This is a genomic window from Brevibacillus sp. HB1.1 (genome assembly GCF_013332445.1).
In the GTDB taxonomy this organism is placed as follows: domain Bacteria; phylum Bacillota; class Bacilli; order Brevibacillales; family Brevibacillaceae; genus Brevibacillus; species Brevibacillus porteri.
In genome coordinates, this window is record NZ_JABMIV010000001.1 from 788360 (window position 1) to 811554 (window position 23195).

A 23195-nucleotide genomic window follows, 5' to 3' on the forward strand; every position below is an offset into this window, starting at 1 on the left:
CCGGATTTAAGCCCGGGAGAATACCTCTTTTTCTTTATGGACTGGTGCTTCAGATGGCAAATGATCCAAAGCTTGCTTCAAATCTGCTACCAAGTCATCGAAATCCTCTAAGCCAGCTGACAACCTGATCAAGCCATCTGTGATTCCCCTTGCAGCTCTTTCCTCAGTAGGCATCGCTGCATGTGACATCGTAGCTGGGTACGAGAGAATCGTTTCCACTGCCCCGAGGCTGACAGCCACAATCGGCAATTTTACGCGATCAAACAACGCTTTTGCTCGCTCCCGACTCCCTACATCAAAAGAAAGAACAGCCCCATGACCAGTCGCTTGTTGTGTTTGAATCAGATGACCGGGATGATCCTCCAGTCCTGTATAGTAAACGCGGCTTATTTGTGGATGCGATGACAACCAGTTGGCCAAGCTCGCGGCTGTTTTCGTGCTGACATCCAATCGGGCTTTCAATGTTTTGAGTCCACGCATCACCAGCCAGCAGTCCTGCACACCCAAAATCGCTCCCATGCCATTCTGGATAAAGTAGAGCTGCTCCCCTAACGCAGCCTCCCTGGTAACGGCCAGGCCAGCCACGACGTCGCTATGCCCTCCAATAAACTTCGTTGCACTATGAATGACCACATCTGCGCCAAGTTCCAATGGCCGCTGGTAATACGGGGTAAGGAACGTATTATCGACAATGACGAGCAAGCCGTGCTCCTTCGCGATACGAGAAACCGCTGCAATATCTGTCACCTTTAAGGTAGGATTGGAGGGGGTCTCCAGGTAAACCCCTTTCGTTGCCGATGTAATGGCCGCACGAACGGAATCAGTATTTGTTGCATCCACGAACGTAACGGAGATGCCCATTCTCGATAATACCTTGGTCAAAAACCGAAACGTGCCACCGTATACATCTTCCGCCACTACAACATGGTCTCCAGCTGAAAACAACATGAAAACGCTGGATATGGCAGCCATGCCAGATGAGAACGCGAAACCGCGTGCGCCTCCCTCCAGAGACGCAATGGCTTCCTCCAAAGCCTGCCTGGTCGGATTCCCTGACCTGGCATAATCGAATGTACCTGGCTGATCGATATCAGCCTGATGAAACGTCGAAGCTTGATAAATCGGAACCGACGACGCACCTGTGAACGGGTCAATGCAAGTCGAACCGTGGAGGATCTTGGTTGCAAAATTCATCGTACACTCCCCCCTACGACCAAACTAGCATTCAATGCCTGAAACAAATCGGCTACGACATCATCTGGATGCTCGATGCCAACCGACAGTCGCAACAATCGATCACAAACACCGACATGCTCTCTGACTTCTTGCGGGATATCGGCGTGAGTCTGCGTTGCCGGATACGTACACAATGACTCGACACCACCCAGACTTTCCGCAAAGGACACGATTTGCAGATTTTGCAGGAACAATCCCACCTGCTCTACATCGCGTACGCGGAACGATACCATCCCACTATGCCCAGTCGCTTGATTCACCTGTATCTCATGCCCCGGATGCTCTGGTAGACCTGGATAAAATACCTCCGCCACTGCCGGATGCTCACGCAGCTTTTTCGCTACAATCAAGGCATTGGATTGATGACGCTCCATCCGCAATGCCAATGTTTTCATCCCGCGAACGAGAAGCCAGCAATCTTGTGGTCCAAGTACAGCACCGATTGAATTGTGCAAAAACCGGATTTTTTCCGACAACTCTTCCCCTTTTGTTACGATGAGTCCAGCCAGCACATCGTTATGTCCTGCCAAATACTTGGTTGCACTATGTAAGACGATATCTGCACCAAGCTCTAGTGAGCGTTGACAATACGGGGTTAAGAATGTGTTGTCTACAATCGTAAGGAGCCCGTGCTGTTTCGCCAATTGCGTTACTGCTCGAATATCGGTAATCTGCATGAGCGGATTGGTTGGTGTCTCGACGAAGATCGCCTTTGTCTCAGGGCGAATCGCATTTTTGAGTGCACCAATGTCACGCAAATCCACATACGAAAACGTCAGACCATAGCGAGAGAGCACTTGCTCGAACAATCGATAGGTTCCCCCGTACAGATCGAGTGAAACGATCAGATGATCCCCTTGGGAAAACAAGCCCATGACGGTATGAACAGCAGCCATTCCTGAGGCGCAAGCGAAACCTGCATCTCCTGATTCCGCTTCAGCGATGGTCTCCTCCAAAATAGTGCGAGTAGGATTAGCTGTGCGTGTATAATCGTATCCAGTGCTCTGGCCCAAGGCCGGATGGCGATAAGCCGTTGCATAGTAAACAGGAAAGCTCACCGCCCCTGTTTTTTCATCTCTGCCTACTCCCGCCTGAATCAATTTCGTTTCCAAATTCATGTCTGTTTCTCTCCCTCCAATAGTGTACGAGGGCATCAAAAAAGCCCTCTTTCCTCTGAAAGAAGGCTTTGTTTACGTCACCGTAAGCAAATCCTTCTCATCTTTCAGAGTTTGATAACTCTGCAGGAATTAGCACCATTATCTCCCTGTTAAAATACAGGTGATTGGTTGCCGGGCATCATCGGGCCAGTCCCTCCGCCGCTCTGGATAAGAAGATTGCTATTCAATTTGATTGACCCTAATACTAAAGGATCGGCAGGATTCTTGTCAACAATTTATTTCCACCCGTTAATTTGCATCTTTCAAGGCGGTCATCACTTGATTGTCCAGCTTCGCTGCCGCGTTTTTGTCATACGTCTTTTCATATTGTGGTTCTACGGAAATACGGGAACCGTAAAACATAATATCACGAACAGCCTCAATTTTGATTTCTGCCATGGCCAGCTTGAGCGGAACGCCTTCCAGTCGGTCTGTTTTGACAGAAGCACGACCATTAATGGCGAAAGACGAGCCGGCACCGATCAAATGCAAGACAACTTGCGGTTCCTTCGCAATATTAGCCAAAATACGTGAGCGATTATCCACGGCAAAACGAATCGTATCGGCGGTGACAGCATACGTCCAGGACAAGGAGCTGAGCGATGGTGCTCCTGACTCATGGTCTACTGTGCCCAAGGTAACAAAACGCTCCTTTTGCAAGAGCTTGAATAAATCTTCAGAAAGAGATTGGGAAACAGTTTCAGCCATTTCAAAGCCTCCTAACAAACGTTTTGTACGTTCATTTTACCCTTCGCCTAGCTGATAGGCAAACGTTTCCTCTTCACCTTGATTCTGGTTGTCTTTTTCCCTAGACTGGTAATAACGATACCGAATGATGGAAGGGGATGGACAGCTTGTCGCCTACAGACCGCCTCATGCAGCAAATTGATCAAGTCCTTGAAGAGCTTCAGGAAGTTCGGAAGGTAAATGAGCGGATGCATAAAATTGCGATGTTCCTGGAAGATATCCGACTAGCAGATGTGATCCAAAATTACACAGCCCCGCGCAAGCTGCTCTGGATCAATTTCCTCGCAGGTCTTGCCCGGGGTCTGGGGTTGACGATTGGTACTGCTATCGTTTTGGCTTTCCTCGGCTCCCTCTTGACGCAATTTCTTTCCATCCCTATTCTGGGGGATTACATCAGACAATTGGTGGAGTACGTCGAGACTTACAAGCAGCGGCCTTAACGCTAGAGACTAGTCTCTGTCGTCGTCACGATCGTCATCTTCATCGTCATCATGATGTTTGTCGTGCTTTTTCCAATAGCCATACGCGTTGCCGTTGGGATGCTTATCTTTCTGCTTCCCTTTTTCTTTTTTCTTTTTGTCATCCTCATCGTCTTTATCCTCATCTGTTGGCTTCACAGGCTCGACAATGACTTTTGTGCTTAATGCAACGTCAGCTTTCTTAACCAGCTTATCATCTTCATACAATGCGAATTGAATGGTTTTGGCACTAAAGGAATGATTCTTGTACGACAATGTCAGCGAAAACTCGCCTTTGTCATTTGGTTTAATCTCTTTTTTCTTCCCGTCAGGAGCGATCACGTACAATTCAGTGTCGTCCTTTTTATTCCAGCCGCTTACTGTCCCCTTCACTTGAATGGACTTGGCGGCAGGATTGTTTACAGCAGTCGCCTTAATGGCATATACGGTCGCTTGATCCTTGTCAGGAGCGTTAACGATTTCTACCTGAACGGATTCGGAATCAACCTTCTTGCCATCCTCGTAAATCTCGATCAAGGCTTTTTGATCTTTTGCTGCTTGTACATCCTTTACTGAAACTGTGAAGCTGCCTACGCCGTCCCACAGCTTCTTCACGTTTGCGTCTTTTTTCACGCCATTATAGGTGACAGTTACTTTGTCTGCCCCTTGCTTGACAATTCCTTTTACTTTTAATTCCTTTTTCTTCGCATCCAATACAGACATGGTATGGATGATCATTTCCTTATCTTCTTCTGCTTTTGGTACGATCTTTACTTTTTCGCTATCGACCAGCTTGCTGCCTTCATAGGCACTCACAGTTACATACGGTTCATAGGATGCATCTGGAGCTTCAAAGCTGACCGTAAAAGAGTGCTCCTTGGTCGGAACGACTTCAATAATGTCGGAATTCGGCTTTTTCACAACCACCTTGGTGACATCCGAAGTCACAATCCCCTTTATGTACACCTTGTTATTTTCAGTCTTGGCATTTACGCTCACGATTTCTTCATCATTGTCTGTCAAGCGCACTTCCAGCCAAATATCGCCGTAGTACTCGTTGTAAATACGCTCCCACTCCGCTTTGTTTTCTTCCATATAGGTTTGCAGTTTCGTATTCAAGTTGATTTCTTCTACAATGATGTACAAGTGATCCGCTTGATTCTTCAAGAGCATGTTCAACGTGGTTGGATCATTTTGGGCAAGTTCTTTCAGATTGTAGCGCGTTACTTGTTTCCCTTCGTCATTCATGACTACCTTTGTGGCACTTGGACTAGCAATCGAGCTTGCATCGGCAAAAATTGGCGTCAAACAGCCAAGAATACCTGCAGCTGTCACCACTGCTAATACGGGCTTGGTCATGTACTTTTTCAATGGTAGTTCCCCCTTCTAGTCTGGCAAAATCCCCCTGGTTGCTTGGGGCATGAATATTGACGGGAAATCATTTTCAAAAGTTGCATCCTCCAAGAAACCGCGTCTTATTACCTACAAAAAGCGCTTGATACAAAAAAACTCCACCCAACTTCCGAATCATTTCGGCAAGTGGAGGGGAGTCTTTGTCCCTTTAGTTGCAGTTGTACTTGGGTTCGCCTTCAATCGCGGCCAATAAAGCTTCGACTGATTCAGCAGGGTATCGCACTTCCAAGGACTGTGAATCAGCGTTCCCAAATAGCACGTACCAGCTGCCTTCCTGACGATAGCCGATATCGCTCATTTGATGATCCTCTTGCAGCAATTGCAAGAAAAAAGCAGCTGTATCCAAAGCAGAGCGGTCTTCTGGTCGCGCATCGGCAACCACTTGAATTTGGAGCCAGTTAAAAAGTGCATCTTCACGCTTCACTCGGTTCTCCTCACTTTCGCCCAGTTTGCTCCGGCTTGATCCGTACCTTTACAATCACGAGAATCGCAATCGCTACGAACATTGCACTTTTCACAGGAAGCTGCACATCCAAAATAGCGAAAATGAGAGCTCCAGCAAACAAAAGGATGTACAAGAGCACGTTTTTCAAAATAGGCATACGGATACGGGTAGCAAAGCCAAGATAATAGACGATAATTAATTCCACAAACAAAATCCAAGCTCGATATTTATCAGCCCATATGCGAAAGCTGTCATATGCGGTGAGCTGATCTGGATTCGTTGGCACATAGGTTGATGCGATTTGTATCCAGTCCATCACTTATCTCTCCTGTCTTCAAGCGGTGAAACTCCTACCGCTTCACATGCCACCTCATAGGCGGAATGAAACGAATAGTCACTCCTTTTTTCTTAGGAAAACGCTATCTTTCTTACTTTATCAGGTGGTGGATTCTGTGTCAAAAAACGGTAGGCTCTTCCATGTTGCTGGCATGAATTTCGCCGTACATGCTATGATGAAGATATGTCAGTAGAAAAAGGTGGGAATAAGATGAGCTTGTATGATATTGCCGTCAAAACCATTTCCGAAGAAGAAAAGACGTTAGCTGCCTTCAAAGGGCATGTCCTGCTAATCGTAAACGTCGCCAGCCAATGCGGCCTTACTCCTCAATACAAAGGGCTACAGGAGCTGTACGAGCGTTATCAGGATAAAGGTCTCGTTGTTCTCGGCTTCCCTTGCAACCAGTTCGCTGGACAAGAGCCAGGAACAGAAGAAGAAATCGCAACGTTCTGCGATCGAAATTACGGCGTGACGTTCCCGCTGTTTGCAAAGATCGATGTCAATGGTCCTGATACTCACCCGTTGTATCAGTACTTGAAGGAACATGCCCCGAGCGAAGAAAATCCAGATATCGAATGGAACTTCGCCAAATTCCTCGTGGATAAAGACGGTCAGGTTGTAAAACGCATCAGTGCTCGTACTCAACCTGAAGAGCTCATCGCTGCTATTGAAAGTCTGTTGTAAGGACAGCCCAAACAAAAACGCCACTTCATCCCAAACAGGATCAAGTGGCGTTCTTTTCTTTTCTATCTTACGCTTGCGGTTGTGCTTCATAGCGTCTTTGCTTCTCATAGCGCTCACGATCTGATTTGTTCAGATATTTTTTGCGCAGACGAACGGATTGAGGTGTTACTTCGCACAGCTCATCGTCGTTCAGATATTCCAATGCCTCTTCCAAAGACAACATGCGAGGAGCCTTCATTTTGACAGTCTCATCCTTGGTCGCAGAACGTACGTTGGTCGCATGCTTTTCTTTACATACGTTAACAACAAGATCGTTGTCACGGTTATGCTCGCCCACGATCATGCCCTCGTATACTTCTGTACCTGGGTGAATGAACATCGTTCCGCGATCCTCTACGGACATCAAGCCGTACGTGGTAGCTGTTCCTGTCTCGTGGGAAATAAGTACCCCTGCGTGACGTCCTCCTACCGCTCCTGGTACAAGTGGACGATAGCTGTCAAAAGAGTGGTTGAGAATACCGTAACCGCGTGTAATCGTCAAGAACTCTGTACGATATCCGATCAAACCACGGGATGGAATAATGAATTCCAGACGAACTTGTCCGAAGCCGTTGTTGATCATGTTAACCATCTCGGCTTTACGTTGACCCAATGTCTCCATAACCGGCCCTGTGTATTCCTCAGGTACATCAATGATCAACAGCTCAGCCGGTTCCATTTTTTGTCCATCGATCATACGAATGATAACCTCAGGCTTGGACACACCCAGCTCAAAGCCTTCACGACGCATGTTCTCTACCAAGATGGACAAGTGTAATTCACCACGTCCAGAAACCACATACGCATCTGGCGAATCTGTTTCATCTACACGCAGAGATACATCTGTCTCCAGCTCAGACATCAGACGATCACGCAGCTTGCGGGAAGTCACGTGCTTACCTTCGCGACCAGCAAACGGGCTGTTGTTCACGAGGAATGTCATTTGCAGGGTAGGCTCGTCAATTTTCAAGAGTGGCAATGCCTCAGGATGATCAACGTGGCAAACCGTTTCCCCTACGTTAATATCATCAATACCAGAAATCGCTACGATATCTCCCGCTCTTGCTGTTTTTTGCTCAACACGTTGCAGACCGGAGAAACCGAACAGCTTTTGAATCCGCGCTTTTTTCACTTCGCCTTCGCGCGTAGTGACGGATACCATTTCATTCAAATTCATAGTACCGCGATAGATGCGGCCAATCCCGATACGACCCAAAAAGTCGTTGTAATCCAGCATGGTTACTTGCATTTGGAGCGGAGCAGATTCGTCTGCGTCAGGAGCAGGCATATGCTCTACGATGGTGTCAAACAGTGGGCGAAGGTCGCCTTCCAGCTTATCTGGCTCAAGTCCTGCAATCCCTTGCAGACCGGAAGCATATACGATTGGGAATTCCAGCTGGTCTTCCGTCGCATCCAGATCAATGAACAGGTCGTACACTTCGTTGATAACTTCTTGAGGACGTGCATTGTCGCGGTCTACTTTGTTCACGACAACGATAGGGGTAACTTTTGCTTCCAGCGCTTTTTTCAATACAAAGCGTGTTTGTGGCATACAGCCTTCGAAGGCGTCGACGATCAACAGAACGCCATCCACCATGCTCATGATACGCTCAACCTCGCCACCGAAGTCAGCATGGCCTGGTGTATCCAAGATGTTAATCGTGAAATCATTGTATTTGACAGAAGTGGTTTTCGCCAGGATCGTAATTCCACGCTCGCGCTCCAGGTCGTTAGAGTCCATCATTCTCTCTTCTACCTGTTGGTTCGAGCGGAATGTGCCCGATTGGATCAAAAGTTTGTCAACCAGCGTGGTTTTTCCGTGGTCAACGTGGGCAATAATTGCAATGTTGCGTATGTCAAGACGCTTCATGTGAACCTCCTCTATTATGCATACCTTCCATATTAACAGGTAGTGAAACGCGGCACAATGGGCAGTTTTTTACGGGAGCCACTTCCAGAGTAAGGGACTTTATTTTCGTCATACTAAGAAAAATGGAGGTGACATACGTATGAAACGGTACGGCCCGAAATATTTGGTTGGCTTGCTTATGATCGCAACCATGATGACTGGATGCGCAAGCTCGAACAGCCATCCAAAAAATCAAGCGCACACACAAAGTACCACCTATCAGCAAGCCCCAGGTGCACGGACAAGCCTCGCTCATGATTATCATGCCTACACTGGCGGAATCAATGCCCGCAATTATCGAAACGGATATACGGTCAATGGTTTTAATCAGGATTTAGCTGAACAGCTCACCACGGTCGCAGATGACGTACCTGGTGTAGAACGTGCTACTGTTCTCGTGAGCGGCACAGATGCCGTTATCGGAATTCGTGTTCGGAAAAATTTTGGCCCTGAGCAAACGCGCATAATTGAACAGCAAGTCCACTCAGCCGTTCGTTCACGTGTTCCCAACTTCTCGATCCAAGTAGCCTCCGACGCAGGGACATTTGACCGGATTCGTGCCATCCATGCAGATATTTATGAAGAAGCGACGCATCGGACCAATCAAGTCGATGTGAGACCCGACATGAAAAGCCAGATCTCCAATACATCCACGGAATTTCGTTCTCTGCTCCACGATATTGGCCGCAGAATTCCTACTGTCACTCCATGATGACAAATAGGAATCGAAGCTCCATATAAAAGAGGTGCGGAATGAGCCCGCACCTCTTGAAAACTTTTCCATTTGTTACTTACTTTGCCGCTTCAACCAGCTTCATTTCTGGCTCAACAACTTGCAGTTCACCCAAACCACGAACTAATTTCTTCGCGTAAGTTTTTTCCGGCTTCAGCACGGATACCAAGTAGTCGATGGCGATTTGCGGATCAACGGTTTCCCCACACGTGTAGCAATCCAGAGCAGCAAAGCCGCGCTCAGGATACGTGTGAATGGACAGGTGGCTTTCCGAGAGAAGAACCAGTACGGTAGCACCCTGAGGAGAAAACTGCTTCGCTTGCACACTCAGTACCGTAGCACCGCATGCCTCAGCAGCCTCAATCATTTCCTTTTTCAAAAATTCTGCGTCGTTCAACAAATCAAACTGAACTCCCCATGTGTCAACAGCAACGTGTCTTCCGAAAGTCGAATATTCCATCTTTCGGTTCCCCCTTCCTAACGAGTGTAATGTTAAACATCGCTAGGACCTGCGTCATTCACTAACGGGGGCGGTTTCCGTTGTTATCCACCCTTTAAAGTGAATCCTGGTTCCTAATCCTGTTTCCAACGAAAACAACAATACCATGCATCGGCCTAGTTTGACAATACCCTTTTTCAAGATTAAACAAGAACTATAAAAATAAATTGATCAAACGCTCGACAGAATGAAGGCGCCCCCTTGCTACAAGCCGCTCTCGTTGACATCAAACAGGTAAGATTCTAAACTTTCCGAGAAAGGAAAACGAACAAGAATGGAGAGGATCGGAACACATGATCACTATCCGCAATGCCAAAGCAGAAGATTTGCCAGCACTGATCGCCATCGAGCAGCTTTGCTTTTCACCAGAAGAGGCTGCGACACAGGAAGCATTTGAGAAACGCATTCGATTGATTCCAGACAGTTTTTTTGTAGCGGAAGAGGATGGCGTTATTGCGGGGTTGGTGAATGGACCCGTTATCGAAACCCCCTTCATTACGGATGATTTGTTTCAAGCAATTAAAGAAAATCCGGCATCGGGCGGGCATCAAACCATCCTAGGACTAGCGGTTTCTCCCGCTTTTCAAAAACGAGGCATTGCTTCCATGCTCCTCACACACCTGGAAGCATCAGCAAGAGTGGCCGGTCGTGAGACGATCACGCTGACATGTAAGGAAAATTTGATTGGCTACTATGAAAGTCAGGGATACTTCAACAACGGTGTTTCCAGCTCAGATCATGCTGGAGCTATTTGGTACAATATGAGCAAACCATTACAATTGCGCTAAGTGAAGGGCAAAAAAGCAAAAGCGGGCACCTCTGGTCAGGAGGAAACCCGCTTTTTGTTATTCGCTGTGTGATCACATACATAAAAAAGGGCGCCTCAGGCACCCTTTTTTCTAAACTTCTAATTCAAATAGACGTCGCGATAACGTTACTAATCGAACATCAATTGCTGGAAGTTTTTCCGGGGCAGTTCTCTTTGCCCAATTACGCAAATCCAGCCATCGGTCCGTTTCTTGACGTAAGGACTCAATCTCCTGCTCGCTGCCATCCTGCTGGAACAAAGCCTCCAGCTCATTGGCCATATGCAGAGAGTTATTTTCAAAGATGGACACTTCTTCGTCTCCGGTTAGCTCCTGAATGCTCACAACCGATCCTTGATCGTAGTGATACACCATTGTGAAGCCGTCATAAATCCGGTGGACAATCCCATAGCCTCGGAACGCTTTCATTGCTTTTCTCATGGCATTTGCCAGCTGCCTATCTCGGATCAGATACGAGCTGTCGCATGAGTAGCGGCTGCCAACCCGACAGAAACTCAATTGAATTTCGCCGTTCTTGTCATTCAGGATTACGTCACGATCGCCATTGTCACACACTTTGACTTGGACTGAAATGTGTTCATTGGTGAAAAGCGAAACGAACTGGTTCAGCTCTTCTTCATTCACCGTGAAATAGGCCTTGGCGTAATTAGTTGCTAAACGCTGTGCCATAAATATCTCCTCAATTCTTTTGGTTTGCATGGGCCGAATACGACCGAACAGTTATCCAAATCAGAGGAGATACGCTAAGTGTCAACAAAAGAACGCTGTAGAACCTGGCCTTGCCCCGCGAATCGAAAATCGATTTGGGTAATGAAGGCGGATCACCTACTTTTTGTTTTTCGCAAAAAAGCCATTTTTGACATCTTTATTATACCTCAGGTGCCTTCAAAAGTCTTGAGCAAAATGACGATGAATTTTAGCAAAAAACCGGAATATCCGCAATCAGACGCAGGGAAATGAAAAGAACTCCCTGATTCATTCATATGCTTACTGTTTCATTGAAATTCAGAGGGACTTATATCCCTGCAGTTGAGGTCATCGCTTTTTTGATCGCAGCCTGTTCTTCTTCAGACAAATGGTAGCTCGATGTCCCTTGCTCAAGCGGCTTGGCGTACACGCGAGATTCTTCTCGTCCAAAAATGCTGGTGATCACGACACCGTTCCCAGCGTCATCTGTTACCGCCAGCGAAAAGCTAAGATCACTGCCGACATCCCCGAAGGCATTGTAACGGATAATCGCTACTTTGCCACATTGCGCTGCCATTCGCTGTGACAGACGATTGATGGCAAACTGCTGATCGCTATGCTGCTTTTTCATTTCCTCTACCTGATCCAGCAGTCTGTGCAAGCCTTCCTCGAGATTGGCTCCTCCCGTCCCTGTCATGATCCGGTTGATTGATTTCCTCAATCGACTAATCCGGACAGACTGCATAATCACCATCCATAATAGGATCAGTGTCAATGCGATGACGGCTAAAAGCAGGATCGCTACATTGGGGATTTGTGATAGGAATGCTTCCAAAACTTTTCTTCCTTTCCGGTGCGTGCGTAAATATGCTGTCAAAAACCTTCTTTATTGTACAACCGCCGGGCCTCCCATTCAAACAAGTCTTTCATAAAAACAACAATTACTAAATAAGCGACGGTCAAACCAAAAAAAGCGACACCCTCATTTGTTTGAGATGTCGCTTTTTCATTCCGTATTCGTTTGTGTCAAACTCATCGTCCTTTGGCTATCCTCCAGTCTGCCTACGCTTCCAAAAGCAACATTTCCCGACGGAGCTGTTTTAATCGCTCTGTGGACTGTTTCATTTGACTTTGGTCTTTGGCTTGCATTGCGTCATACAACGTCGCCAGTTCATAATCCAACTCCAGACGCAGCACCGGGATGCGTTCTTCCGAGTCACGTCGTTTCATCGCGGCAATTACCTGATCCATCGTTACATTGCAAAATTTTTCATAGATCACTTTTTTCTCAGCTCCTTTTAATTCCACTATTCTGATAACTTCTCCGTACTGGATTTGCTTCAGCAAGACGCACTCTTCAAAAGTGACCTTGATCATGGCATGCCCTTTTGCCCGCTCTACGAAGTGGTAAAGTACAAGTGCCACCCGCGAATCATTGACAGGAATGCCGGTAATGTGCAGCTTATAGGACCCGTTTAAACGCTGCATTTTCCAGTCGGATCGGCCATCTGTGGTGTTCACGAGGAGGTGAAACTGCTCGGGAGATTCTTTCCACGTGACGCTCACCCCTGCTTCCACCAGGGCCTGCACCATCGCGTGCAATGTTTTGCGGTCAAACCAAACTGCTAAATGAAAATACTCCAACTCCATGCCGAGATTCATCTTCTACAGGCCCCTCCCGTTGACAGAATACTCAGATATCAAATTAGCCGCAAGGGAGTGAGTGGTATATCATATTATTCAGGCTTTGGTTTTGCTATTCATAAAACTCGGCATGTATTTTTTTCCTGGATGGTATGATATCATATGGAGGATTCCAAGCTCCCTTGACGGGGACGATCGCCCTTTTCTTTCCAGTGGGGTTCGATGATGCTTAAAAGAGGTGTTTGTTACATGCTAACGTTTCCAGGCTTTCGTCAAGAAGATTTTGATGTTTTTGCCATTGATGGACTGGATGCTCGGATGGACGCGATCAAAACCAATATCCGTCCTAAATTCGAAGTACTCAGCCAACATTTTGCGCCTTTTCTCTCTGTAGCAACCGGAGATGAAATGTTTACACACATAGCAAAGCATGCACGCCGTACGGTGAACCCACCAGCTGATACGTGGGTTGCCTGGGCTAATGATAAACGCGGTTACAAAAAACATCCGCACTTTCAAATCGGCTTGTGGGGAACACATTTGTTTGTTTGGTACGCGGTAATTTACGAGTCTCCTTCCAAAGAGATCATCAGTCATGCGTTTAACAAGCGTCTAGATGAGGTCATCGCGATGGTTCCGGAGCATTTTCACTGGTCTCCAGATCATATGCAACCAGCAAGCACTTCTCAAAAAGAGCTGGGCACTGCTGGCGTGAAAAAGCTGGTGGACAGGCTGGCACAGGTAAAAAAAGCGGAGTTGCTCTGTGGTATTACCATTGACCGTCATGATCCAATCCTAGCAGACGGAGAAGCATTGGTGAGTCGTCTCGAAGAAACATTTGGCGTGTTGAGTAAGCTCTATACCTTAGGAAATTCTCGTGGATAGACCGCCTCCCGCTTTCTTTAGTTAAGTTATATGCAAAAGAACAGGTCCGCTTTCATTTGAAAAACGCAGGCCTGTTCTTTTGTTTTAGGAAAAAGACCGCAGTCGATCCAACGACTTGTTCACATCGCCAAACATGCGGTCAAACAATTGCTGGACACTTGGTACATCATCAATCAATCCAATAACCTGACCTGCCCAACCAAAGCCACGCTGGCTGTCGCCCTCATAAATAAATGTGCAATTGTTCTCTCCACTGATGAAGCTCTTTAACTGCTCGTAGCCTGCCCCTTCTTTTTCCAATTGGAGAATATGATCAGAGCCTGGTGTACGAACGACCCTGGCAGGTGTCCCCAGTGTTCGCTTGATAACTGCGGTATCGTGCTCGGTTCCAGCAACCAACGCCTCTTTGTAGGCAGAATGCGCATGGACACATTCTTGCGTCGCAATAAATCGCGTCCCGATCTCCACACCTTCTGCACCAAGTGAAAGCGCTGCCAAAATCCCCCGACCATCGCCGATACCACCACTAGCCAATACCGGAATTTTCACAGAATCCACCACACGCGGAATTAAAACGAACGTCCCAATATCATCTCGTCCCAGATGCCCCCCACCTTCTTGACCAACAGCCATCACAGCATCCGCGCCAATCGATTCTGCTTTTTGTGCTTGACGGGCAGACGCAACCAAAACAAGCTTTTTGATGGGATGACCATCGAGTCTGCGCAGCAGCGGCTCTGGATTGCCTCCTGTTACCGAAACAGCTGCCACTTTTTCTTCAATCGCCACATCCAGCATTGCTTCATACGGCCGACCGTGTTGACCAATTGCATAATTCACACCAAATGGTTTATCCGTCAATGCACGGACTTTGCGAATCTCCTCCCGCAGTGCTTCAGCCGATGGCAAGGACATAGCCGTAATTTGACCGAGTCCCCCGGCATTTGACACAGCAGCAGCCAAGTCTGCGTAAGCCAAATAAGCCAAGCCACCTTGAACGACCGGATATGTAATTTGAAGTAGCTCCGTTACTCTCGTTTTCATCCAATTATCACCCCATGTAAATGACCTTCTCGGCTTACAGGCCAAACTCCTGCCACCACTCGTAAACATGAATAAAAATTCGCTTGCTTTCCCCCCCTATTTTGCTATACTCAATTTGTTTGTTTTTCCCCTTATTATTCTTGATTAGTAAAGTGAGGCGATCGTAGTGAGACAAATGAAAACTCCTTTGTTCAGCGGGTTGTTGGAGCACGCCAACCGGAACCCGATTCAATTTCACATTCCGGGCCATAAGAAGGGTATGGGTATGCATCCGGCATTTCGCGAGTTCATCGGGGACAACGCTCTTTCGATAGACCTCATCAACATTGCGCCATTGGATGACTTGCATCACCCAAAGGCAATGATTAAAGAAGCACAAGATTTGGCAGCCGAGGCATTCGGCGCTGACCATACATTTTTTTCCGTGCAAGGAACAAGCGGTGCCATCATGGCGATGATTATGGCGACATGCAGTCCTGGCGACAAAATTATCGTACCGCGTAACGTACACAAATCGATTATGTCGGCGGTTATTTTCGCTGGAGCAATCCCAATCTTTATTCACCCTGCAATGGACGAGCGTCTGGGTATTTCTCACGGGATCACAGTGAAGGCTGTGCAAAAAGCACTGGAAGCCCATCCTGATGCTGCTGCCCTGTTGGTGATTAACCCAACGTACTTCGGTATTGCAGGTGACCTGCGTGAGATCGTGCGGGCTGCGCATAACTATGAAATTCCGGTATTGGTAGACGAGGCTCACGGTGTGCATATTCATTTTCATGAGGAACTGCCGATTTCGGCTATGCAAGCAGGTGCCGACATGGCAGCAACCAGCGTACACAAGCTGGGTGGCTCTTTGACCCAAACATCGATCTTGAATGTACGGGAAGGCCTCGTTGATGTCGATCGGGTGAAAACGGTCATGAGTATGCTCACGACGACTTCGACTTCTTACATCTTCCTCGCATCGTTAGACATGGCGCGTCAGCATTTGGCCCTCAACGGGAAAATGCTCGCGGACGAAGCGATGGAACTGGCAGCAAAAGCACGCGATATGATTAACGAAATCCCGCGCATCTACTGCGTTGGCAAAGAGATTCTCGGAAAGCCTGCGACTTTTGCGATGGACCCAACCAAGCTCCTCATCCACGTACGCGATCTCGGAATCACTGGATGGGAAGTCGAGAACTGGCTACGTGACAAGTACAACATTGAAGTAGAGATGAGCGATTTGTACAACATCCTCTGCTTCGTTACTGCGGGCGATACGGAAGAATCCATCCGCACGCTGGTAAATGGATTGCGTGATCTGTCCGTTGAATTTTCGCACGTACAAGCAGAAGAGAAGCCGACCATCTCACTGCCGAATATCCCTGTACTGTCCACCACCCCTCGAGAAGCATTCTATGCAGAAACAGAGACGATTCCGTTGGCGGAAGCAGCAGGTCGAGTCATCACTGAGTTCATCATGGTCTATCCTCCAGGTATCCCGATCTTCCTTCCTGGGGAGGTAATCACCGAGGAAAATATCGCGTACATTCAGGAAAACATCCGAGTCGGATTACCCGTACAAGGTCCTGAAGATGAGACATTGAAAACGATCAAAGTCGTAAAAAGACAAACTGCCATTTCTGGCTAAGCGATCCGAACCAAAAAACGCTGCCTCTTTCACAAGAGAGCAGCTTTTTTTATTTTTTATACAAACACTTTAAGATAAGATGGAATTGGGAAAAATCAGGAAAGGTGGGCTATGCTGCCATGCCAGACTGGTCGTATCAAACGATGTTTCGGCCACTTCTCTTTCTCATGCCACCCGAACGGGCCCGTTCTATTACCTTGAAGTCAATCGGCACTTTGGCAAAAATTCCGGGTGGTCCGTACATCATCGAATGGATGGGACATATGGAGCCTCCCTCACAGCTCTCCAAAACAATTGGTCCAGTCACGTTCCCTACTCCAGTCGGGTTGGGTGCCGGATTGGACACGGAATGCATCGCCATTCAGGCGCTGTCCAAATTCGGCTTCGGGTTTCTAGAGCTGGGGCCTGTGTCCAAAGAACCGATTGATTCTGACGGCACCGTTCAACGTGACATTGCCGCGATGAATATCCACTATTCCAGTCCGTTGGAAAATAATGGTATATATACCCTTGAGAGGCGCCTGGAGGGGGCTTCTGGCATCCAAATTCCTATCGGAGTCAGATTGGCCTGCCGACCAGAGGCCAGCCTGAGAGATGCCACAGAAGAGCTTCAGGAGCTGATCGCCAGATTGGAGCGTTTTTGTTCATTTTTCACAATAGATACGCGGGCGAATATGGGACAACCAGAATGGAGCCATACAGCGTGGAAGGAACATTTCTCCTGTTTGCGTAACAAGACGGATATGCCACTCTTGCTGGCTATCCCACCGAGTCTTGCAGAAGCGGAAGCACTCCCGATTCTTACCTCGGCAAAAGAAGCAGGACTCAACGGCTTCGTTGTCGCTGGAGGCACGATTCAGGAAAATTCACCATGCGCGAACAACTCTGTTTACATCACGGGGAGGAGTTCACACGAGCAAGCCGTCAAATTTGTCTCCTGGGCACGGGAACAGTGGTCAGATGCCCTTATCATTGGATCAGGTGGTATTCTGGAGCCACAAAATGCTCTGACTCTTCTGGCAGCGGGTGCCAATTTTGTACAGTTGCACAGTGGCTTGGTCTATTCTGGCCCTGGCTTGCCAAAACGAATTAACGAAGCCATCTTGCAAACACAGCCAGACACTGACGCTCCTCAAGAAAAGCGACCTGCTTTTTTATTTCCTTCTTGGATATGGGGACTCTTGTTGGGCGTGGGCATGATTATTGGTGGGGCACTTGCTTGGCTGGTCGCCGCAACAACCGTCGTCCTCCCCTACGACGAACGCTTTCTCGGGATGTCAGCCGACCAGCTTGCACTCTTAAATGCGCAAATCCTCTCTTTTATGTCACACGATCGGATTAGTCTGGCAGGAACGATGATATCCATCGGAATTTTGTATAGTCAACTGGCTTACCATGGTCTACGCAAAGACATTCACTGGACGCGGACCATCTTGCTCGTCTCCGGTGCTGTTGGATTTTCCAGCTTCTTTTTATTTATTGGATACGGATACTTCGATTACTTGCACGCGATTTTAGCGCTCGTGTTGTTCCCCATGTTTTTGCTCGCATTACGAGCACCTGCAAAGGTTCATTTGACTCGCCTACCGCCTCAGCTTCACAATGATCAGGATTGGCGAATGGCTCTATGGGGACAATTGCTCTTTGTCATCATCGGATTTGGTTTGACAGGGGCTGGTATCATCATTTCGATCATCGGCGTCACAGGTGTCTTCATTCCTTCCGACCTCGTCTTTCTCTGTGTATCAGCTGATACCTTGCAGTCTTACAATGAGCGATTAATTCCGGTGATTGCTCATGACCGTGCTGGCTTTGGCGGAGCCTTAGTTTCGAATGGCCTGGCCGTCTTACTGATTAGCCTTTGGGGTATCAGACGAGGAGAAGCGTGGATTTGGTGGACATTGTTTTTAGCAGGCATTCCAGGCTTTATTTCTGGCATAGGCATACATTTTACTGTTGGCTATGTCGATTTTATTCATCTCTTGCCTGCTTATGTCGCAGTCATTTTATTTTTCGTAGCACTTGTACTTTTGAAGCCGTATTTATGCCGGACATAAAAGAAAACAGACGAAAGAATTCCTTTCGTCTGTTTTTCTTTATAAAAGCCTGACTACTATTGTGCAGAATCAGTCTTCGTCATCTTCGTCATCATCATTACCTGGAGCGAATGCCACCGTGTATACATATGGGTCTTTATCACGCTCATCGACCCAGACAACGCGATTTCCACCGATGCGAGCATTTTCCATCTCCGCATCATCATCCCACTCAATATTGCTATAGGAATCCTCTTCGAAATCATACAGCTCATAGTAGAATTCCTTGCTTTTTGCGGACAGACGATTGTCTTCATACAAAATCATATTGCGTGAAGCCTGTGGATTTTTCTGGTCACCATCCATATAACGTAGCAACGGATTGACTCTTTGACGGTCGATGTTGTAATAGTACAAATCCCAACCGGTTTTGGAATTGCCTGTATCTTCGCTCCAAACAACGAAGTTATCGCCGATTTCTGCTTTCTCTACTTTTACATTATCGCGGATTTCTGTCTCGTCATCTTCTTCGATATCGTAGAGTACGATGCTTGCACTCTTTGAGCCTTCTTCCACTACCCAGGTAGCGTAGTTTTTGTAAATATCAACACTTAATGGTTCATTTCTCACCGTCGTAACTTCCGTATGCTTTCCAGTCGTTAGATCTGTGATGATCACTTCTGTTTTGCCATCGATATTTACCCATAACAGACGCTCTCCGTCAATCTCATAAAGCTTCTCACTCGGTTTTTGATCATCATCTTCATGTGTAATCTGCTTTTGAGTGTCTTTACGAATATCGTAGGAGAAGAGTGCATCTTCATGCTCGTCATACCAGACAACATAACGCGAGCTTACAACAGGGCGAACAGAATCATGTTCTGGATTACTGATGACTTTACTTTTTTTATTTTCGACATCGTAGAAAACGATCGTATTATTTTTTTTAGACTCGGTTACGTACGCTACATAACGATCATGAGCACTTGGCTCCTTTGGTTTCCCGCCTGCATTACCTATCGGAACTAATTCCTTTTCGTCCAGGTCATACAGGTGGAGTTGGAGCTTTTTGTTGCTATCTTTTTTCGCGAATAAGATGAAATCGCCATAAATTTTCGGTCCGGTCTCACCGTACAGATTGCTCGCGATCTTTTTACCAGACGTTTTGCCAAGCTCACGATATTTCAAGTCATTATTGTCAGAATAGACATAATCCTCTTGATACAAATGTACATTTTGCTGTTCGTTTGCATCATCAGTCAATTCCTTAATTCTACCGTTACTGATGGAATAGGAATAGAGGTCGCCAGCCGATTGATGCTCATACACGATTTGATTGGAGAAAATGCTTGGACGCCCTTGATCCCCTTTAGCAGTAACGGCAGCCTTTTCCTGCTTTGCTTTGATGTCATAGTAATAAATGTCATCATTGCCATTACGATCATCTTCCCAAGCAACATAACCACTGCTTACCACCGGGTTGCTTGCTTTTCCACTCGCTGATACGATCTCTGTATCTCCAGTAGAAATTTTATGTAGATAAACATCGCCGTTTTCTGTCCAAACAACATTTTTATCGGCAATCTCCAAGCCATCGACCGAAGCAGAACCACTTGTCAAACGGATTTCTTTTTCTTTCACAATGTCATACAAATAGACATCTGAACCGCCATCTCGGGAATCAATCCATACGACGTAATCTCCATCGACCTTTGGATTCGTCTTTTCTGATTCCTTGTCACCTATTTCGCTCTGGTTACCTTTATCAAGGTTGTAGAGTGTTACTCTTTGCCCACCTTCAACCATCCATACCGCATATTTTTTTGATATATCATATCCTGCTGAGGATATTGATGGCTGACTACCGTCTATTTTTTCTTCATCACCAATACTGTAAGCAAGCGCTGGTGTCCCGCTCCACAGAGATGTGACCAAAAGTGCAGCGGCCAGCATTCCCTGTATCGGTTTTCGCTTCATGACACAATTCCTCCTTTTGCAGCGATTTTCACACTTCTCCATTATCCTCCATGCGGAAAAGGTTGTCAAAAAAAACAGGCCTCAACATAGGCCTGTTGACTATTTATTCTTTTTCCTGTCTTTCACCAGGTCGGCAGTCACAGTTGCACACCGCATAAAGCGTTTTCACTGAATTACATTCAAAATGCTCGATGATGGTTCCGCAAGTCTGACATACGATAGTTCCCATCTATGTCCCCTCCGCATTCAATTGATTCACATATTACTACAAATGTTATGTTACATTCATCTTAATATGCCACGTCATTCGGAGTCAAGATGCATTTGTCGATAATTAGTATGTCACATTAATTTGAAATATTGTCATTCAACCAGTTCACGATTTTTTGCAAGACTTCTTCCTTTTCAGGCTCATTCAAAATTTCGTGCCGCAAGCCCGCGAATCGTTCAAAAGTCTGTCTGTCTGGAAGGCCCGCTGTAAACTGCTCCACTGCATCCGCATCAACCAATGTATCAGCACCAGCCTGCAAAACAAGGACAGGATGCTTGATTTGGTTTCTTTCCTCCCACGCCTTTTCCATCGAGCGGTTCAATTCTGTAAACCATCTGACACTTACCTTGGAATAATTGAGTGGATCGTTCTGATAAGCAGCCTGAACAGCTTCGTCACGCGATACCATGTCGGGAGTGATTCCATTAGGCATGACAAGTGTTGGCCAGACCCGATCGAGAAACTGTGCCAATTGCTCCTTCCACGCCGGTACAGTCAGTTTCAGTTTCAAGCATGGAGATGTGAGAATTAACCCTGCCAACTCTTTACTCCGCTCATCCGCCTGAATAAAGCGAGTCGCGATGAGACCACCCAGACTATGCCCCATTAAAAATACAGGCTTCTCTCCTGACGCATCGGCAAGCGCGGTACTCGTCCACTCCCGTACACGGGACAAATAGTCTTCGAATGATTGAATATGCCCCCGTCTCCCAGGAGAGCGCCCCCATCCCGGCAAATCTTCCGCATATACGTCCCAGCCTGCCTGATTGAAATAAGCCGCTACATGCTCATAGCGCCCATGATGCTCTCCCGTTCCATGGACGAGCACAATCGCTCCCCGAGAATCTTTGGCCGACCATTTATGTACACCCATTCCCACTGTTCCTCCTACTGCTTGATTTCTTTCGATTATACTAAAAAACGGAAGGCCGTATTTTACTGAAAAACCAAAACGAGCAGAAGATAAACTTCTGCTCGTTACCTAATACTGATTTTCTTCAAATGGAATGGATGGTAAATGCTCCTGGAAAAACTCAGCAAGTGCGACTGCCTCGTTCTCTGAATCCAGTCTGAAAATTTTTTGCAGATATCCTGGATTCACTGCATCTTCAGAACTGAGAAGAGTCGATTGCCCTGTCTGCATACAGATCACCAACGGCTTCCCATAAAACTTGTGTGTAAATACCATGCCAAAGTCGTAGCGAGTTCCCTCTGAAATAAAACCGAGGAAACGTACATTAGCGTTCTCCGAAACGTCGTATAAGTGGTCGTAGTGCTCCATCAGCAATCCCTCCTCAACAGTATTTTGGCCTCCGAACTTCGTGAAATATTCGGATTATTCACTAGTATAAGCGAAAAATCACGTTTTTGCCACCCAAACAGCATCATTTACCAGACGCGTCGGGTTAATGACCCTGTCTTCCCCTTCTTGAATCCATCTCACTTTTTCTGCACCATGCAACGATTGCGCGACAAAGGAGAGACATTCAAAGAACAGTTCAACTACTGCTGTACTGTATCGTTCCTCCATTTTCTCCAATGCATACGTCAATCTAAAAATATCTGGTACACTTCTTCGACTGGCTTCTAATACTTCTTTTCCTTTTTCAGTCGGGTATACGTGAACTACACGCCCATCCAACTCCGACTTTTCGATGGTCACCATGCCTTTCTCCATTAATTTCTTGATATGAATGACAATCGATGAGGGATGCCAGAAGGTCCAATCTGCAATTTGCGTGACGCGTACACCTTCATAACAGTAGATGATCCAGAGAATGTTTAACTGTACGGAGGAATCCAATTCAGCTTCCTTCGCTGCCCGCTCCCAGTCTTCTTTGTTCACCACATCGATGGCGCGCATGGTGTTTAAAGCTTCGAATACGTGTCTAATTGAGGCCTCCTGCATGCGTATATTCCTCCATGATCCTTTATCGTTCATCTAACGGCATATAAATATGATATATATTTTACACTTTTCAGAAAAAACGCGCAATTGTTTTTGGTCGCCAACTGCCTCATTGCCAAAGAGTGGAAGACAATGCTACACTTAACGCACAGAATACCGGTACTAGGAGTGAGTGCAGTCGTGAAACTTCAATCGGCCTACATCTATTTCGTTGATGGTTCTACCGCAGCATCTGTAAGTATTGACGACGTGAAAGCCAAGTTTACGCGATACGTTGACATGACCTCAAAAACAGGAAAGCAGTTGGGCTGGACCTATGCTGACGCCGCTTTCCCTTACAACCTAGAAGAACGCCCTGAAGGAAAGGACTCGTGGTTCCTTCTCAAAGGAAAAGACCCAAACATGTACAAAGCCATCGTTGTTGGAGTCGGGAGCAAAAATGAAAACGGTTCCGAAAAGCACTACATACAGGTGTCCCTCCCTGAATCGGCCACGCATGGCGATAAAAACAAGGCGAATGAGTACTGTCGATACTTGGCACGTGATTATAAAGCAGAGCTCCATCTCTTCAATAATCGCATTCAATACTTCCAACCTCGAAAGCCATAAAGAAAAAACG

At 46.8% G+C, this 23195-nt stretch carries 25 protein-coding genes and 1 riboswitch; of the genes, 8 read left to right on the plus strand and 17 right to left on the minus strand.

All coding sequences use genetic code 11. The annotated features are described in order from the left end of the window. Positions 1 to 6: 6 nt before the first annotated feature. From HPY27_RS03850 to HPY27_RS03860, 3 genes are all read right to left on the minus strand, one after another. On the minus strand, positions 7 to 1194 hold the full coding sequence (locus HPY27_RS03850; protein ID WP_174224376.1) for a trans-sulfuration enzyme family protein: 1188 nt from the start codon (positions 1192 to 1194) through the stop codon (positions 7 to 9). Beyond that, a complete protein-coding gene (locus tag HPY27_RS03855) occupies positions 1191 to 2354 on the minus strand; it encodes an aminotransferase class I/II-fold pyridoxal phosphate-dependent enzyme (protein ID WP_174224377.1) in 1164 nt (387 codons plus the stop codon). The genes HPY27_RS03850 and HPY27_RS03855 overlap by 4 nt, the downstream gene beginning before the upstream one ends. 94 nt (positions 2355 to 2448) lie before the next feature. Next, a riboswitch (SAM riboswitch) is annotated at positions 2449 to 2568 on the minus strand. A gap of 74 nt (positions 2569 to 2642) precedes the next feature. Continuing rightward, on the minus strand, positions 2643 to 3101 hold the full coding sequence (locus HPY27_RS03860) for a pyridoxamine 5'-phosphate oxidase family protein (RefSeq protein ID WP_174224378.1): 459 nt from the start codon (positions 3099 to 3101) through the stop codon (positions 2643 to 2645). Positions 3102 to 3238: 137 nt separating this feature from the next. Here HPY27_RS03860 and HPY27_RS03865 point away from each other — a divergent pair, with 137 nt between their 5' ends. Then, on the plus strand, positions 3239 to 3580 hold the full coding sequence (locus HPY27_RS03865; RefSeq protein WP_007723262.1) for a DUF5665 domain-containing protein: 342 nt from the start codon (positions 3239 to 3241) through the stop codon (positions 3578 to 3580). Positions 3581 to 3589: 9 nt separating this feature from the next. Here HPY27_RS03865 and HPY27_RS03870 read toward each other — a convergent pair whose 3' ends face one another. The 3 genes from HPY27_RS03870 to HPY27_RS03880 form a co-directional block, all read right to left on the minus strand. Further along, positions 3590 to 4969, minus strand: coding sequence for a hypothetical protein (locus tag HPY27_RS03870; protein ID WP_174224379.1), 1380 nt, complete (start codon positions 4967 to 4969; stop codon positions 3590 to 3592). Between the two features lie 190 nt (positions 4970 to 5159). Next, on the minus strand, positions 5160 to 5435 hold the full coding sequence (locus HPY27_RS03875) for a hypothetical protein (protein WP_174224380.1): 276 nt from the start codon (positions 5433 to 5435) through the stop codon (positions 5160 to 5162). 10 nt (positions 5436 to 5445) lie between these two features. Continuing rightward, the gene (locus HPY27_RS03880; RefSeq protein ID WP_017249598.1) at positions 5446 to 5772 is read right to left on the minus strand and encodes a YlaH-like family protein; all 327 of its coding nucleotides are present in this window, start codon (positions 5770 to 5772) and stop codon (positions 5446 to 5448) included. A 231-nt stretch (positions 5773 to 6003) separates the two neighbouring features. Between HPY27_RS03880 and HPY27_RS03885 the strand changes: the two genes are divergently transcribed. Beyond that, a complete protein-coding gene (locus tag HPY27_RS03885; RefSeq protein WP_174224381.1) occupies positions 6004 to 6477 on the plus strand; it encodes a glutathione peroxidase in 474 nt (157 codons plus the stop codon). A gap of 67 nt (positions 6478 to 6544) precedes the next feature. Here the strand turns inward: HPY27_RS03885 and typA are convergent, their stop codons facing one another. Further along, positions 6545 to 8386 (minus strand): translational GTPase TypA, encoded by a 1842-nt coding sequence (gene typA / locus HPY27_RS03890; RefSeq protein ID WP_017249600.1) that lies wholly within the window; start codon positions 8384 to 8386, stop codon positions 6545 to 6547. 139 nt (positions 8387 to 8525) lie between these two features. Between typA and HPY27_RS03895 the strand changes: the two genes are divergently transcribed. Continuing rightward, complete coding sequence (locus HPY27_RS03895; RefSeq protein ID WP_174224382.1) at positions 8526 to 9137, plus strand: YhcN/YlaJ family sporulation lipoprotein; 612 nt, start codon at positions 8526 to 8528, stop codon at positions 9135 to 9137. 79 nt (positions 9138 to 9216) lie between these two features. Here the strand turns inward: HPY27_RS03895 and speD are convergent, their stop codons facing one another. Continuing rightward, complete coding sequence (speD, locus tag HPY27_RS03900) at positions 9217 to 9618, minus strand: adenosylmethionine decarboxylase (protein WP_007723244.1); 402 nt, start codon at positions 9616 to 9618, stop codon at positions 9217 to 9219. A 332-nt stretch (positions 9619 to 9950) separates the two neighbouring features. Between speD and HPY27_RS03905 the strand changes: the two genes are divergently transcribed. Continuing rightward, complete coding sequence (locus HPY27_RS03905; protein ID WP_017249602.1) at positions 9951 to 10445, plus strand: GNAT family N-acetyltransferase; 495 nt, start codon at positions 9951 to 9953, stop codon at positions 10443 to 10445. 111 nt (positions 10446 to 10556) lie between these two features. On the opposite strand, the gene HPY27_RS03910 is transcribed toward HPY27_RS03905, so the two are convergent. From HPY27_RS03910 to HPY27_RS03920, 3 genes are all read right to left on the minus strand, one after another. Further along, positions 10557 to 11153, minus strand: coding sequence for a hypothetical protein (locus HPY27_RS03910; protein ID WP_007723238.1), 597 nt, complete (start codon positions 11151 to 11153; stop codon positions 10557 to 10559). 346 nt (positions 11154 to 11499) lie between these two features. Then, on the minus strand, positions 11500 to 12006 hold the full coding sequence (locus HPY27_RS03915) for a DUF4446 family protein (RefSeq protein ID WP_017249604.1): 507 nt from the start codon (positions 12004 to 12006) through the stop codon (positions 11500 to 11502). A gap of 227 nt (positions 12007 to 12233) precedes the next feature. Then, the gene (locus HPY27_RS03920) at positions 12234 to 12833 is read right to left on the minus strand and encodes a hypothetical protein (protein WP_017249605.1); all 600 of its coding nucleotides are present in this window, start codon (positions 12831 to 12833) and stop codon (positions 12234 to 12236) included. A 231-nt stretch (positions 12834 to 13064) separates the two neighbouring features. Here HPY27_RS03920 and HPY27_RS03925 point away from each other — a divergent pair, with 231 nt between their 5' ends. Beyond that, a complete protein-coding gene (locus HPY27_RS03925) occupies positions 13065 to 13700 on the plus strand; it encodes a YktB family protein (protein ID WP_173622216.1) in 636 nt (211 codons plus the stop codon). 84 nt (positions 13701 to 13784) lie between these two features. On the opposite strand, the gene HPY27_RS03930 is transcribed toward HPY27_RS03925, so the two are convergent. Continuing rightward, positions 13785 to 14744 (minus strand): NAD(P)H-dependent flavin oxidoreductase, encoded by a 960-nt coding sequence (locus HPY27_RS03930; RefSeq protein WP_174224383.1) that lies wholly within the window; start codon positions 14742 to 14744, stop codon positions 13785 to 13787. Between the two features lie 166 nt (positions 14745 to 14910). Between HPY27_RS03930 and HPY27_RS03935 the strand changes: the two genes are divergently transcribed. After that, positions 14911 to 16383 carry an aminotransferase class I/II-fold pyridoxal phosphate-dependent enzyme gene (locus tag HPY27_RS03935; protein WP_017249609.1) on the plus strand — a complete coding sequence of 491 codons (1473 nt, stop codon included), beginning with the start codon at positions 14911 to 14913 and terminating at the stop codon, positions 16381 to 16383. 119 nt (positions 16384 to 16502) lie between these two features. Further along, positions 16503 to 18440 (plus strand): beta/alpha barrel domain-containing protein, encoded by a 1938-nt coding sequence (locus HPY27_RS03940; RefSeq protein ID WP_174224384.1) that lies wholly within the window; start codon positions 16503 to 16505, stop codon positions 18438 to 18440. Positions 18441 to 18509: 69 nt separating this feature from the next. Here the strand turns inward: HPY27_RS03940 and HPY27_RS03945 are convergent, their stop codons facing one another. The 5 genes from HPY27_RS03945 to HPY27_RS03965 all read right to left on the minus strand — a co-directional run bounded on the left by HPY27_RS03945 (position 18510) and on the right by HPY27_RS03965 (position 22576). Then, positions 18510 to 20396, minus strand: coding sequence for a TolB family protein (locus HPY27_RS03945; RefSeq protein ID WP_017249611.1), 1887 nt, complete (start codon positions 20394 to 20396; stop codon positions 18510 to 18512). 103 nt (positions 20397 to 20499) lie between these two features. Beyond that, positions 20500 to 20625 (minus strand): GapA-binding peptide SR1P, encoded by a 126-nt coding sequence (locus HPY27_RS03950; RefSeq protein ID WP_007723214.1) that lies wholly within the window; start codon positions 20623 to 20625, stop codon positions 20500 to 20502. Between the two features lie 118 nt (positions 20626 to 20743). Further along, on the minus strand, positions 20744 to 21541 hold the full coding sequence (locus HPY27_RS03955; protein WP_174224385.1) for an alpha/beta hydrolase: 798 nt from the start codon (positions 21539 to 21541) through the stop codon (positions 20744 to 20746). A gap of 108 nt (positions 21542 to 21649) precedes the next feature. Beyond that, complete coding sequence (locus HPY27_RS03960) at positions 21650 to 21949, minus strand: DUF3055 domain-containing protein (protein WP_015892160.1); 300 nt, start codon at positions 21947 to 21949, stop codon at positions 21650 to 21652. Between the two features lie 78 nt (positions 21950 to 22027). Continuing rightward, positions 22028 to 22576: a MarR family winged helix-turn-helix transcriptional regulator gene (locus tag HPY27_RS03965; RefSeq protein ID WP_007723208.1), complete on the minus strand. Its 549-nt coding sequence runs from the start codon at positions 22574 to 22576 to the stop codon at positions 22028 to 22030. Positions 22577 to 22756: 180 nt separating this feature from the next. Between HPY27_RS03965 and HPY27_RS03970 the strand changes: the two genes are divergently transcribed. After that, a complete protein-coding gene (locus tag HPY27_RS03970) occupies positions 22757 to 23185 on the plus strand; it encodes a DUF1885 family protein (protein WP_017249614.1) in 429 nt (142 codons plus the stop codon). Positions 23186 to 23195: the final 10 nt, after the last annotated feature.

What these genes read in the sequence shown, in the direction of transcription:
- HPY27_RS03950 (WP_007723214.1), bottom strand. Translation starts at nt 20,625, where the DNA reads ATGGGAACTATCGTATGTCAGACTTGCGGAACCATCATCGAGCATTTT.
- HPY27_RS03945 (WP_017249611.1), bottom strand. Translation starts at nt 20,396, where the DNA reads ATGAAGCGAAAACCGATACAGGGAATGCTGGCCGCTGCACTTTTGGTC.
- HPY27_RS03960 (WP_015892160.1), bottom strand. Translation starts at nt 21,949, where the DNA reads ATGGAGCACTACGACCACTTATACGACGTTTCGGAGAACGCTAATGTA.
- HPY27_RS03880 (WP_017249598.1), bottom strand. Translation starts at nt 5,772, where the DNA reads ATGGACTGGATACAAATCGCATCAACCTATGTGCCAACGAATCCAGAT.
- HPY27_RS03860 (WP_174224378.1), bottom strand. Translation starts at nt 3,101, where the DNA reads ATGGCTGAAACTGTTTCCCAATCTCTTTCTGAAGATTTATTCAAGCTC.
- HPY27_RS03920 (WP_017249605.1), bottom strand. Translation starts at nt 12,833, where the DNA reads ATGAATCTCGGCATGGAGTTGGAGTATTTTCATTTAGCAGTTTGGTTT.
- HPY27_RS03930 (WP_174224383.1), bottom strand. Translation starts at nt 14,744, where the DNA reads ATGAAAACGAGAGTAACGGAGCTACTTCAAATTACATATCCGGTCGTT.
- HPY27_RS03940 (WP_174224384.1), top strand. Translation starts at nt 16,503, where the DNA reads ATGCCAGACTGGTCGTATCAAACGATGTTTCGGCCACTTCTCTTTCTC.
- HPY27_RS03925 (WP_173622216.1), top strand. Translation starts at nt 13,065, where the DNA reads ATGCTAACGTTTCCAGGCTTTCGTCAAGAAGATTTTGATGTTTTTGCC.
- HPY27_RS03865 (WP_007723262.1), top strand. Translation starts at nt 3,239, where the DNA reads ATGGACAGCTTGTCGCCTACAGACCGCCTCATGCAGCAAATTGATCAA.
- speD (WP_007723244.1), bottom strand. Translation starts at nt 9,618, where the DNA reads ATGGAATATTCGACTTTCGGAAGACACGTTGCTGTTGACACATGGGGA.
- HPY27_RS03895 (WP_174224382.1), top strand. Translation starts at nt 8,526, where the DNA reads ATGAAACGGTACGGCCCGAAATATTTGGTTGGCTTGCTTATGATCGCA.
- typA (WP_017249600.1), bottom strand. Translation starts at nt 8,386, where the DNA reads ATGAAGCGTCTTGACATACGCAACATTGCAATTATTGCCCACGTTGAC.
- HPY27_RS03905 (WP_017249602.1), top strand. Translation starts at nt 9,951, where the DNA reads ATGATCACTATCCGCAATGCCAAAGCAGAAGATTTGCCAGCACTGATC.
- HPY27_RS03910 (WP_007723238.1), bottom strand. Translation starts at nt 11,153, where the DNA reads ATGGCACAGCGTTTAGCAACTAATTACGCCAAGGCCTATTTCACGGTG.
- HPY27_RS03850 (WP_174224376.1), bottom strand. Translation starts at nt 1,194, where the DNA reads ATGAATTTTGCAACCAAGATCCTCCACGGTTCGACTTGCATTGACCCG.
- HPY27_RS03965 (WP_007723208.1), bottom strand. Translation starts at nt 22,576, where the DNA reads ATGCAGGAGGCCTCAATTAGACACGTATTCGAAGCTTTAAACACCATG.
- HPY27_RS03955 (WP_174224385.1), bottom strand. Translation starts at nt 21,541, where the DNA reads ATGGGTGTACATAAATGGTCGGCCAAAGATTCTCGGGGAGCGATTGTG.
- HPY27_RS03885 (WP_174224381.1), top strand. Translation starts at nt 6,004, where the DNA reads ATGAGCTTGTATGATATTGCCGTCAAAACCATTTCCGAAGAAGAAAAG.
- HPY27_RS03855 (WP_174224377.1), bottom strand. Translation starts at nt 2,354, where the DNA reads ATGAATTTGGAAACGAAATTGATTCAGGCGGGAGTAGGCAGAGATGAA.